Origin of the sequence: Streptomyces sp. KLMMK, from assembly GCF_036961605.1 — a bacterium.
Lineage (GTDB): Bacteria > Actinomycetota > Actinomycetes > Streptomycetales > Streptomycetaceae > Streptomyces > Streptomyces telluris.
In genome coordinates this window covers 1-11,495 of record NZ_JBAMDC010000221.1, presented here as the reverse complement: position 1 = coordinate 11,495, position 11,495 = coordinate 1, and the positions used below count along the sequence as shown (strand labels likewise).

Genomic DNA, 11,495 nt, shown 5'->3' with positions numbered 1-11,495 from the left:
GCGAGCCGCGCCCGCGCCGTGCGACGGCCACCGCCCCGGCGCCCACCACGACCGCAGCACCGGCGACCCCCAGGAGCAGCGGGGTCGAGGACGACGCGCCGGTCGTGGCCAGCTCGCCCGTCGCCGGCAGGTCCGACAGGCCGCCCTTCGGGGCCCGCTTGTCCACCACCGTCGTCACGGCCTTCCCGGGCCTGGTGGTCGTGCCCTTGGAGTCCTCGCCCGTGGTGGGCTTGCTGCCCGCGGCCAGGACGTCGAAGTAGTAGTACGCGCCGGCCGAGTAGCCGCAGGTGCGGCTCCGGTCGGAGAAGAAGCCCGTCTGGAACGCCCCGCCGAAGCCGGCCGGCGCCTTGGCGTCGACCTTCAGGCGCAGCGACGCCTCCGCGAACGCGCGCGGTTTGAGGTTGCGCGTCTCGGCGAAGTAGCCGTAGTCGGCGGGCATGGGCTCCCACCGGCGGGAACCGGAGTTGTACCACTGCACGGTGATGTACTTCGTGGTCTCGTTCTCCAGGTTTTGCCGGTCCCAGGACCACAGCTCCATCGAGGCGGAGAGGGACGCGATGACCCTGCCGGACGTGTTGGCCGCCCGGTAGGTGAAGGCGTGCCAGCCGGAACCGGCGACGATCTCCCGCGGCAGGCCGCGGAGTTCGGTCGTCACCCACTTCTCCTCGGTGTGGGCGCGGCACGGGTCCTCGGCCGGCGAGGCCGGGGCGGAGCTCTTCGACGCGCCGGGCGCGGGCGAGGAGGCCGAGGTGCTGGAGGAAGGGCTGGAGGAAGGGCTGGGCGAGCGGCCGGCGGATGCGGACGCGGAGGCCGAGGAGGACGCCGAGGCCGATGCGGAAGAGGACGCCGAGGTTGATGCGGACGCCGATGCGGACGTGGAGGCCGAGGCCGAGGATGCCGTCGTGGCCGGCCCGTCCCCCGTTGCAAAGGCGTGGGGAGCCGCGAGGACCGTGGCCGGGCCGATGACGGCCGTGGCGGCGGCGGTTGCCAGCGCGCGGCGAAGCTTCATGGAAATACCCCATCCGGATGCGGAGTGGAAAAGGCCGTCGCGGTGGGGGGAAGTCGCGGTGTGGCCGTGCTGGTTGGCACGTACATGAGCATCGTAGGGGGGAGCGGTGACGGCCCGGTCGCCGAGGGTGGGCGGGTGACCGACGTCACAGGCGGCTGCCGGGCCACTCGGGGCCGCGGGAACGGCGAAGGGCCCCGGGCCGCCTCCGCGGGGGCGTGCGGGCGGCCTCGGGGCCCTTGACTGCCGGCACCGAGGTCAGGGCGAGGTCGGTGCCGCGGAGCGGCGCCGGGGGGAGCGCCGCTGGTCATGGGATGTGGTGCGGGCGTACGGGTGGTGCGGGGGCGTACGACCTCACTGGTTCGACCAATGGCGGTTCGGGACCAGGAGGTTGGTGCTCTCTTGGCATCGTGCGGGATGGGCCGGACCCGGCGCAACCGTTTCGACCGGATACGGTCGGTTCCAGGCGTCCCCGGAACCGACCGTCTTTTCGGTGGCAACCGGGCTGCTGTCCCCTGCTGACCGGTCACCGGCACCGGAGTGAGGTCCCACGACGCGCGCACTCGCACGTCTCACACTCCGGTGGATCCGCCCTGTCGGTGCCGGGCGCCCAGGTGAACAGGGGCGGAAACCACGCGTGGATTTCAGGTGGGCCGCTCCTGGATGGCGCGGGCACCCGGCTCAACGAAGCGGGCCGCCGGGCGGTCACGCGCCGTCCGGGTGATGTGACGGCCCGGCGGTCCGAACCCGCATGCGGCACCTGTACAGATCCCCAGGGCCCCCGGGGAGCCGCGGCAGGGCCGGAAGGAGTCAGATGCGGCCCCGGCACAGCTCCAGCAGCGTCATGGCGAGCGCGGTGCCCGGCTTGCCGAGCTGGTCGCTGTAGTGGCCGATGATCTCCATCTCGCGGGAGAGGTTCACCCGGCGCCCGCCGGAGGTGATGCGCTCGTGCTGGATCACGGCCGAGACGGCCATCCGTTCCTGGATGAGGCCGATGATCCTGCCGTCGAGATCGTCGATCCGCTGCCGGGCGCCGGTGATCACGCCGGCGGCCTCGTCGGTCCGGGCGCCGGTCTCGGCCGCGGGGCGGGCTGCGGTGGCGGTGGCGGTGATGGTGGGGGTGCTCATGTCTGATCCTCCAAAAAGGGCGGCGGCCCCCCGGAGCGACAGGACCCGGGAAAAACGACAGGCGCCCCGGGCCTTGTCGGCCCGGGGCGCCTGTGGAAGTCGCTTGTCAGTTGCTCAAGCAGCACGACCATGGCAGCCGGACGGGCCGGTTGCCATAGGTAAAGACGAAGGTCTGGTGCTTGCGCATGGGGGACAGTATGGCCCGCGGGCGCCGCCGGGGCCAGCGCCGGTCCGGCCGGGTTTCGGATGGTGAGACAAAAGCAAGCACCGGCGCCCCGGTAGAATCGACAAATACAGACCCCCTCCTCCACCGCCGGAAGGCCGCTCCCGTGTCAGCAGCACCCCCCGCCGCCCACGACAACACCGCGGAGCCGGTGCTCGTTGTCGACTTCGGCGCGCAGTACGCCCAGCTCATCGCCCGCCGAGTCCGTGAGGCGCGGGTCTACAGCGAGATCGTGCCCAGCACGATGCCCGTGGCCGAGATGCTCGCCAAGAAGCCGAAGGCGATCATCCTCTCCGGCGGCCCCTCGTCCGTGTACGAGGAGGGCGCCCCCCGCCTCGACGACGCCCTCGGCCTCTTCGAGTCCGGCGTCCCCGTCTTCGGTATGTGCTACGGCTTCCAGCTGATGGCCACCACGCTCGGCGGCACCGTCGACAACACCGGCGCGCGCGAGTACGGCCGCACCCCCCTGCACGTCTCCAAGACCGGCTCGACCCTCTTCGAGGGCACCCCGGCGGAGCAGTCGGTGTGGATGTCGCACGGCGACGCCTGCTCGGCGGCCCCCGAGGGCTTCACCGTCACCGCCTCCACGGACGTCGTGCCGGTCGCCGCCTTCGAGAACGACGAGAAGAAGCTCTACGGCGTCCAGTACCACCCCGAGGTCATGCACTCCACGCACGGCCAGCTGGTCCTGGAGCACTTCCTCTACCGCGGCGCGGGCATCGAGCCGACCTGGACCACGGGCAACGTGATCGAGGAGCAGGTCGCCGCCATCCGCGAGCAGGTCGGCACCAAGCGCGCCATCTGCGGCCTGTCCGGCGGCGTGGACTCCGCGGTCGCCGCGGCCCTCGTCCAGAAGGCCATCGGCTCCCAGCTGACCTGCGTGTACGTCGACCACGGCCTGATGCGCAAGGGCGAGACCGAGCAGGTCGAGAAGGACTTCGTCGCCGCGACGGGCGTCCAGCTCAAGGTCGTCGACGCCCAGGAGCGATTCCTGAACGCCCTGGCCGGCGTCTCCGACCCGGAGGCCAAGCGCAAGATCATCGGCCGTGAGTTCATCCGCGTCTTCGAGCAGGCCCAGGCCGAGATCGTGGCCGAGGCCGGCGCCGGCGGCGAGGACGTCGCCTTCCTGGTCCAGGGCACCCTCTACCCCGACGTGGTGGAGTCCGGCGGCGGCACCGGCACCGCCAACATCAAGTCCCACCACAACGTGGGCGGCCTCCCCGAGGACCTGGAGTTCGAGCTCGTCGAGCCGCTCCGCCAGCTCTTCAAGGACGAGGTCCGCATGGTCGGCCAGGAGCTCGGCCTGCCGGAGGAGATCGTCCAGCGCCAGCCCTTCCCGGGCCCCGGCCTCGGTATCCGCATCGTCGGCGAGGTCACCAAGGAGCGCCTCGACCTGCTGCGCGAGGCCGACGCCATCGCCCGCGAGGAGCTCACCGCCGCCGGCCTGGACCGCGAGATCTGGCAGTGCCCGGTCGTGCTCCTGGCCGACGTCCGCTCGGTCGGCGTCCAGGGCGACGGCCGCACGTACGGCCACCCGATCGTGCTGCGCCCCGTCTCGTCCGAGGACGCCATGACGGCCGACTGGACCCGTATGCCGTACGAGGTGCTGGCCCGCATCTCGACCCGCATCACGAACGAGGTCGCCGATGTGAACCGCGTGGTGCTGGACGTGACCAGCAAGCCGCCGGGCACCATCGAGTGGGAGTAGTCCTCCCGTAGGCCCACAGGCCGAACAGGCCCGCAGGTCGAACGCCGGTGCCGCCGCTCATTCGTTTGGGCAGCGGCACCGGCGTTTGTGGTGGGTACGCTGGCTGCACGGGCGAGACTCCGTCGCATGGGAGCAATCATGAGTGCCGCACCCGAGTTCGAGCTGGACGAGCAGTACAACTATCCGGTTCCCCCGCCGGGGGGCTGGACGGCTGATGACCTCGACCGGCTCCCGAACTTGCCGCGGCACACTGAGCTGATCGACGGGAGCCTCGTCTTCGTGAGTCCGCAGACCGAGTTCCATTTCCGGACCATGCGGCTGCTGGAGAACCTCCTCCTGGAGCAGGCGCCGGAAGAGCTTGACGTCTTCCGGGAGTTCACCGTCAGGCTGGACAGGCGAAACCGCCCGGACCCGGATCTCCTGGTGGTGCCGACCGGGGCGGACACCGGTCCGAAAGGAACCTGGCTCAAGCCGGAGGACGTCGTCCTCGCGGTGGAGGTTGTGTCCGAAGACTCCGTCGCACGTGATCGCGAGGTCAAGCCTCGCAAGTACGCAGCCGCAGGCATTCCTCATTACTGGCGTGTGGAGGAGAACGAGGGGCTTCCGGTCGTCTATGTCTATGAGCTCGATCCGGCAACTCGATCGTATGTTCCGAGCGGCATCTTTCATGGTCGGCTGAAGCTGTCGGTTCCGTTCGATATCGACATCGACCTCTCCTCGATCAACCAGCGTCGCCGCGGTCGCCCGTAGGGTCGCGACTCCCTCGGGCCTCTCCGCGGAGAGGCCCGAGGGCTGGTGCAATCGCGAGACGAGACGTATCGTTTCCCTTCTGAGGCCGCACCCGCACACGAACCCCAGGAAGGGACCCGCCATGCCCCGGACCGAACCCCGAACCCTCACCGTCGACGTCGCCCCCGGCGTCCGCCTCTGGAGCGAAGGGCGCGGCGGGGAGGCCGCCGGCTCCCCGCCCCTGCTGCTCATCATGGGCGCGCAGGCCTCCGGCCTCGCCTGGCCCGAGGAGTTCGTCGACGCCCTCGCCGCCCGTCACCGCGTGATCCGTTACGACCACCGCGACGCCGGCCGCTCCACCTGGTCCTACGACGAGCAGCCCTACCGCATCACCGACCTCGCGGACGACGCCCTCGCCGTCCTGGACGCCCACGGCGTCGAGCGCGCCCACATCGTCGGCATGTCGCTCAGCGGCATGCTGGCGCAGCTGCTGCTCGCCGATCACCCGGACCGCATCCTCAGCGCCACCCTCATCGGCACCTGCGCGCTGAGCGGGAGGCCGCTCGTCGAGGCCGACGGCACGGAAACCGCCGTCGCCGACCTGCCCGGCATCGATCCGCGCGTCCTGGAGATGTGGGCCCAGCCGGTGGAGGACCACGGCCCGGAGGCCGAGCTCGACCGGCGCGTGGCGCACTGGCGGCTGCTGAGCGGCGAGGAACTCCCCTTCCACGCCGACGAGATGCGCGAGCGCGAGCGGGTGATCATCGAGCACGCGGGGCGTTACGACGTCTCCACCGCCCACGGCCGTGCCGACCACTCCGGCATGGAGCGTACGGAGGAGCTGGCGCGCAACACCGTTCCCACGCTGGTGACCGACGCCTCCGCCGAGCCCGTCTTCCCGCCGTCCCACCCCCGCCACATCGCCCAAGTGATCGGCAACGCCCGGACGGTGGCGATGCCGGGCATGGGGCACGCGCTGCCGCGCGAGTGCCTGATGCCGCTGGCCGAGGCGATCCTGGAGCACGCCGCGGCCGCGTCGGCGGCGCCTGCCGCGTCGTAGGCCTGTTCCCGGCGGGTACCCGGCGGTAGCTTCCGTTCCGTAGCCACGGAACGGAACGGAACGACCGGAGGAGCACCGCCATGTCGCAGGCAACAGCACCGGAACCGATCCCCGCCGATCAGCTCCACTTCGCCATGCCGCCGAAGCACGACACCGTCGAGGAGGAGCGGCGGCACCGCAAAGAGCGGCTCGCGGCGGCGCTGCGGCTCTTCGGGCGCTTCGGGTTCGAGGAGGGGGTCGCGGGGCACATCACCGCGCGCGACCCCGAGTTCACCGATCACTTCTGGGTCAACCCGTTCGGGATGTCGTTCAAGCACGTCACCGTGAGCGATCTGATCCTCGTGAACCACAAGGGACAGGTCGTCGAGGGCCGGTACCACGTCAACCAGGCGGCGTTCGCGATCCATTCGCAGGTCCATAAGGCCCGGCCCGACGTCGTCGCCGCCGCGCACAGCCACTCCACGTACGGCCGGGCGCTGTCCGCGCTGGGGGAGCTGCTGGAGCCGATCACCCAGGACGTGTGCGCCTTCTACGAGGACCACGCCCTCTTCGACGACTACACGGGCGTCGTGGTGGACGAGGAGGAGGGGCGCCGGATCGCCACGGCGCTCGGGCCGCACAAGGCGGTCGTCCTGCGCAATCACGGGCTGCTGACCGTGGGCGACTCCGTGGACGCGGCCGCGTGGTGGTTCATCACCATGGAGCGCTCCTGCCAGGTGCAGCTCGCGGCGAAGGCGGCCGGGAAGCCCGTCCTCATCGACCAGGCGAGCGCACGGCACACGCGCGGTCAGCTCGGCAACGACCTGGCGGCGTGGATCAACTACCAGCCGCTGTACCAGCAGATCACGCGGAGCGAGCCGGAGCTGCTGGGCTGACGGGGAGGCCGCCCGCGACCCGGGAGGGCCGCCCGCGACCCGGGAGAGGCCGGCGGCCCAGGAGAGCCCGCGACCCCCTCCTGTCGGCGGGGGTCGCTCGTTCTTCCGGGCGCCGTTTCAGGGCATTCGCCCTGCTTACGATGGTCAGGAGCCGGGGCGTAGCCGCCTCGGCTCCTGCATGCCCGGAGGGCGCCGTCGCGCCCGGATGATCAGAACCTGGTAGGAGAACCATGCGCCGCCTCTCCCGTTGCGTCGGGCTGTCCGCTGCCCTGGCCCTCGCCGGCCTGGCCGTCACCGGATGCGGCGGCGGTGCGGAGGCCGAGGAGAAGGCGGGCCGGAAGGCGTCCTCGCCGTCCGGATCGTCGGCGTCCTCGGCCTCGCCCTCGGCGGCCCCCGTGACCGAGAAGCCCGCGCCGGCGGCGAAGATGCTGCCCGGTGCCGCGCGGACCGTCCGGCCCGAGATGGCCCCCGCCAACGGCGAGAAGGTCGGCGTCGGCCAGCCCGTCGCCCTGGTCTTCAAGCAGCAGAAGGTCTCCAAGGAGCTGCGCGCGGGCATCGAGGGCCGGCTGAAGATCTCCACCTCGCCGCGGGTCCCGGGCGCCTGGCACTGGAACGAGACCAAGGGCGACACCCGGGTCCACTTCCGTCCCGAGAAGTACTGGCCCGCCGGGACCAAGGTCACTCTGGACGCCCGGCTGGCGGGCGTGCAGCTCGCCGAGGGCACGGCCGCCGCCGGCGACCGCACGGTCTCCTTCACCGTCGGCGACTCGATGGTCAGCACCGTCGACCTCAAGGCCCGCAAGCTGACCGTCGTCCGCAACGGCAAGACGCTGCGCACGATCCCGGTCAGCGGCGGCGATGAGAGCAAGGGCTTCGGGACGCGCGAGGGCATCAAGACGATCCTCGCCAAGGAGGGCCGGGTCGTCATGGACTCGCTCTCCATCGGCATCCCGCGCAACCACCCCGACGGCTTCTTCGGGTCGTACGACTACAGCATGCGCGAGACGATCAGCGGCGAGTACGTGCACGCGGCCCCCGACAACGCCGAGTCGTTCGGCAAGGAGAACGTCAGCCACGGCTGCATCGGCATGTCGACGGAAGACGCCAAGTGGCTGTACGGGCTGAGCCTGAAGGGCGACGTCGTCCAGGTCACCGGCAGCACCAGGCCGAAGCCGATGGACCGCTTCGGCAACGGCTACGGCGACTGGAACATCAGCTGGCAGGAGTGGTTGGAGGGCAGCGCCCTCGGCGTCCGCACCGGGGCCTGACCACCCGCCGCCCTCGCTGCCCTCGCGGCGGTCCGCTGCGGGGCTCTGACCTCGGGACCTGCCCTGGTACCCAGGTTTATCCACAGGGCTGAACGCGTTCCGCCTCCCGTCCGTATGGTTCGGATGACGACCAGGACGGAACGGAGAGGCGGCGGACGCCATGGGCTTCATCGGGCGCGGAAAGCAGGGGGACAGCGCGCAGTACGCACTGCTGCCCCTGCGTATCTTCCTCGGCATCACCTTCATCTACGCGGGCCTCGACAAGATCACGGACTCCGGCTTCCTGGCGGACAGCGGGCCCGGCTCGATCGGCGAGCTGATGCGTACGGTCCGCGGCTCGTCCGCCGTTCCGGGCCTGGTCGACCTGGCCCTGAAGAACCCCGAGGGCTTCGGCTATGCGATGGGCCTCGGCGAGTTCGCGGTGGGCGTCGGGACGCTCTTCGGCATATTCGCCCGCGTCGCCGCGGCCGGCGGCGCGCTCATATCCCTCAGCCTCTGGCTGACCGTCAGCTGGCAGACGACGCCGTACTTCTACGGCAACGACCTGATCTACCTGATGGCGTGGCTGCCGCTGGTGGTGGCGGGGGCGCCGGTGTGGTCGGTGGACGCGGGGCCGCTGCGGGCATCCCGCAAGCCGGCGCGGAAGCCCTCGCGCAAGCCGCGGGCCAAGTCTCCCGCGAAGGCGCCCGCGAGGCCGTCCGGAAAGCCGTCCGGAAAGCCTGCCGCCAAGTCGCCGGGGAAGCCGTCCGCGAAGCCGGCGGCCAAGTCCACGGCCAAGCCGTCCGGCAAGGCGCCGCGTGGGTCCGGCCGGGCGTAAGCGGTAGGCCGCAGGCCGGCCGTGAGCCGGCCGTGGGCGTCGGAGGCGGGGAGCCGCCACCGTGCGCCCGCGCCCGTCAGTGCCCGTCAATGTCCGTCAGTAGTGGGGCCGGTGCCCGCGCTGCCAGGGGCGGGCCGGTGCCGACCGCGAGCGGCTACCGCTCCCGGTCCGTGTCCTTCTTCCGGCGGAGGGTGAAGGCCACGGACGACACCACGCCCGCCAGGCAGAAGCCCGCTCCCAGCACCGGCAGCAGCACGTACGAAGGGAAGTGCAGATCCCCGCGGGCCGCCCCCAGATACGCGACGGCGCACCCCAGCAGGACCAGCCCGACGACCAGCTTCCCCGGCTCGAAGTCATGACGACGCACGGTCCACCTCCACCTGACCGATACCGACCTTGAGCAGGACCTCCAGCGTTCCCCGGGACGGCTTCCCGGACGGAGGCTCCAGCGTCATCCGCTTCTTCTGCCCCGGCCGGACGTCGACGTCGTCGCGCGCCTCGCCGGGCAGGCGGATGTCGCCCACGCCCACGTCCAGGGTGATCCGCGCCGTGACGTCCTCCGGGACGACCAGCTTGAGCTGGCCCGCGCCCACCTCCGCGCGGGTGGCGACCGTGCCGGCCCGCGGCCAGGCCAGGCCGGTGAGGTCGAGCACGCCCACGCCGCTGCCCACCCGGTACTCCCCGCGTACCGCGGCGACGGCGTCCGGGCGCCAGGTGGTGCGCGTCCAGTCCGTGGAGACGGACTTGGGCAGGGCGGCCGCGCCCGCCAGCAGGGCGCCGGTGAGGACGGCGGCGACGACCGTGCCGCCGCCGGTGCGCCCGTAGCGGGAGCTGACGGCGATGCCCAGGCCGAAGGCGGCCAGCGCACAGGCCAGGCCGGCCTCCAGGCAGGTGCCGAGCGGGTGGTGGCGCCAGGTGAGGCCGGCGCCGAGGCAGAAGGCGACGACGGCGGTCAGGAACGTCCAGCCGCCGAGCGGCGTACCGGCGCGGGCCGGGCGGAGCCGGGCCGGGGGACGTTCGCGCCCGTCCTGCGGTTCGTCGTCCGGACCCCACAGATAGCCGGTCTCGGCGCCCAGCGGGCCCGTCGTGCCGTCCTTGATGATCGGGTCGCGCCACCAGGAGGGGCCGCCCGGGGCGGGCGGGGCCTTGGTCTCGGGCGGGGGAGCCGACGTCTTCTGCGCCTTCTGGGCCGCGGCGACGGCCGCCTCGGCCTCGGGCTCGTGCCGGTGGTACGACCAGTAGGCCGCCCCGGCCATCACCATGGTCAGCATCAGCGCGAACGACATCACCGCGCTGTTGTTGAGCATCGACAGGAACAGGCCGCAGCCCACCAGCGCGCACAGCACCGCCGTCAGCGCCGGGCCCTCGACCCGGCCCGAGAGCATCCTGCGGGCCTCGTTCTCCTCCTCCCCGTCCAGGGGGATCAGCAGCCACGCGAAGCCGTAGAGGATCAGACCCAGGCCGCCGGAGACGGCCAGCACACCGAGCACCACCCGGAAGATCACGGGATCGACGTCGAAGAAGCGGCCGAGGCCGCCGCACACGCCGGACACCACTTTGTGCTCCCGGCTGCGCCGCAGCGGGGGCCGGGCGTCCTGCGGATCACCGTGAACCGGACCCGCCTGATGCGCGTCCTGGGTGTTGGGTGTGTCGGTCATATGGACATGGTGTCAATCGGAACGCGCTTGTGGCACACCCGGCAACCCTGGCCGTTCCCTGAGATCGCCCCTGAGAAGGCGCCGTATATCGTGTCGCGACACAGCACAGCAGGGGAACCGGAGGGCTTCGGGGTGGATGGGTCAGTGTCCGGACAGGCGGTGTCCGGGCCGGGGCCGGACACCGGTCGGCTGGTCGCCGGGCGGTACCGCCTCGTCGACCGGATAGGCCGCGGCGGGATGGGCACGGTCTGGCGCGCCCAGGACGAGCTGCTGGACCGGCAGGTCGCGCTCAAGCAGATCCACGTCTCGCCGTACCTGGACGACGACGAGCTCGCCACGCTCTACGAGCGCACCCGCCGCGAGGCCCGCAGCGCCGCCCGGATCAACCATCCCAACGTGGTCGTCGTCCACGACGTCGTCGACGACCGGGGCCTGCCCTGCATCGTCATGGAGTACGTGCCCTCCAGAACGCTCGGCGACGTCCTCAAGCACGGGACCGTCACCCCGGACGAGGCCGCCCGCATCGGCCGCGGCATGATCGCCGCCCTGCGTGCGGCCCACGCGGCCGGCGTGCTGCACCGCGACGTGAAGCCGGGCAACGTCCTGCTCGGCCACGACGGCCGCGTCGTCCTCACCGACTTCGGCATCGCCCAGTCCACCGGCACCTCCACCCTCACCAAGACCGGCGAGATGGTCGGCTCGATCGACTACATCGCGCCCGAGCGCGTCAAGGGCGCCAAGCCCGGCCCGGCGTCCGACCTGTGGGCCCTCGGCGCGACGCTGTACCAGGCGCTGGAGGGCCGCCCGCCGTTCCGCAAGGACACGGCCGTCGAGACGGCCTACGCGATCGCCATGGACCCCCTGGAGCCGCCGCGCCGCGCGGGCGCCCTCACCCGCCTCATCGAGACCCTGCTCGCGAAGGACCCGGCCGTACGGCCCCCGGCCGACCTGGCCGAGCAGATCCTGCGCGAGCCCGCCGCCGAGTCGGACACCGCCTACATGCCCGCGGCGGAGCAGCGCCGC

11 protein-coding genes and 1 pseudogene are annotated in these 11,495 nt (G+C 71.8%); 8 read left to right on the top strand and 4 right to left on the bottom strand.

Translation table 11 applies throughout. The features are described 5' to 3' along the window. A partial coding sequence (locus tag V7793_RS25295) for an LAETG motif-containing sortase-dependent surface protein (protein ID WP_336010246.1) occupies positions 1-655 on the bottom strand: 655 nt, incomplete at its 3' end. Positions 656-749: 94 nt separating this feature from the next. On the opposite strand from V7793_RS25295, the gene V7793_RS25290 reads away from it, so the two are divergent. Then, complete coding sequence (locus V7793_RS25290; protein WP_336010244.1) at positions 750-1,097, top strand: hypothetical protein; 348 nt, start codon at positions 750-752, stop codon at positions 1,095-1,097. Between the two features lie 719 nt (positions 1,098-1,816). On the opposite strand, the gene V7793_RS25285 is transcribed toward V7793_RS25290, so the two are convergent. Then, positions 1,817-2,134 (bottom strand): chorismate mutase, encoded by a 318-nt coding sequence (locus V7793_RS25285; RefSeq protein ID WP_336010243.1) that lies wholly within the window; start codon positions 2,132-2,134, stop codon positions 1,817-1,819. A 329-nt stretch (positions 2,135-2,463) separates the two neighbouring features. Between V7793_RS25285 and guaA the strand changes: the two genes are divergently transcribed. The 6 genes and pseudogenes from guaA to V7793_RS25255 all read left to right on the top strand — a co-directional run. After that, positions 2,464-4,065 carry a glutamine-hydrolyzing GMP synthase gene (guaA, locus tag V7793_RS25280; protein ID WP_336010240.1) on the top strand — a complete coding sequence of 534 codons (1,602 nt, stop codon included), beginning with the start codon at positions 2,464-2,466 and terminating at the stop codon, positions 4,063-4,065. 138 nt (positions 4,066-4,203) lie between these two features. Beyond that, the gene (locus tag V7793_RS25275) at positions 4,204-4,815 is read left to right on the top strand and encodes a Uma2 family endonuclease (RefSeq protein WP_336010238.1); all 612 of its coding nucleotides are present in this window, start codon (positions 4,204-4,206) and stop codon (positions 4,813-4,815) included. Positions 4,816-4,936: 121 nt separating this feature from the next. After that, entirely contained in the window at positions 4,937-5,854 is a 918-nt protein-coding gene (locus tag V7793_RS25270; protein ID WP_336010237.1) for an alpha/beta fold hydrolase, read from the top strand. 80 nt (positions 5,855-5,934) lie between these two features. After that, entirely contained in the window at positions 5,935-6,729 is a 795-nt protein-coding gene (locus V7793_RS25265; RefSeq protein ID WP_336010235.1) for a class II aldolase/adducin family protein, read from the top strand. A gap of 230 nt (positions 6,730-6,959) precedes the next feature. Continuing rightward, positions 6,960-7,997, top strand: coding sequence for a L,D-transpeptidase (locus tag V7793_RS25260; protein ID WP_336010233.1), 1,038 nt, complete (start codon positions 6,960-6,962; stop codon positions 7,995-7,997). Positions 7,998-8,157: 160 nt separating this feature from the next. Next, positions 8,158-8,607 (top strand): annotated as a pseudogene (locus V7793_RS25255) (DoxX family protein); the annotation flags it as partial. Positions 8,608-8,968: 361 nt separating this feature from the next. On the opposite strand, the gene V7793_RS25250 reads toward V7793_RS25255, so the two are convergent. Further along, positions 8,969-9,181 (bottom strand): hypothetical protein, encoded by a 213-nt coding sequence (locus V7793_RS25250; protein ID WP_336010231.1) that lies wholly within the window; start codon positions 9,179-9,181, stop codon positions 8,969-8,971. Next, positions 9,168-10,472, bottom strand: a complete 1,305-nt coding sequence (locus V7793_RS25245) for a PspC domain-containing protein (RefSeq protein WP_336010230.1) — start codon at positions 10,470-10,472, stop codon at positions 9,168-9,170. The genes V7793_RS25250 and V7793_RS25245 overlap by 14 nt, the downstream gene beginning before the upstream one ends. A gap of 144 nt (positions 10,473-10,616) precedes the next feature. On the opposite strand from V7793_RS25245, the gene V7793_RS25240 reads away from it, so the two are divergent. Further along, on the top strand, positions 10,617-11,495 hold an 879-nt coding region (locus tag V7793_RS25240), incomplete at its 3' end, for a serine/threonine-protein kinase (protein WP_336010229.1).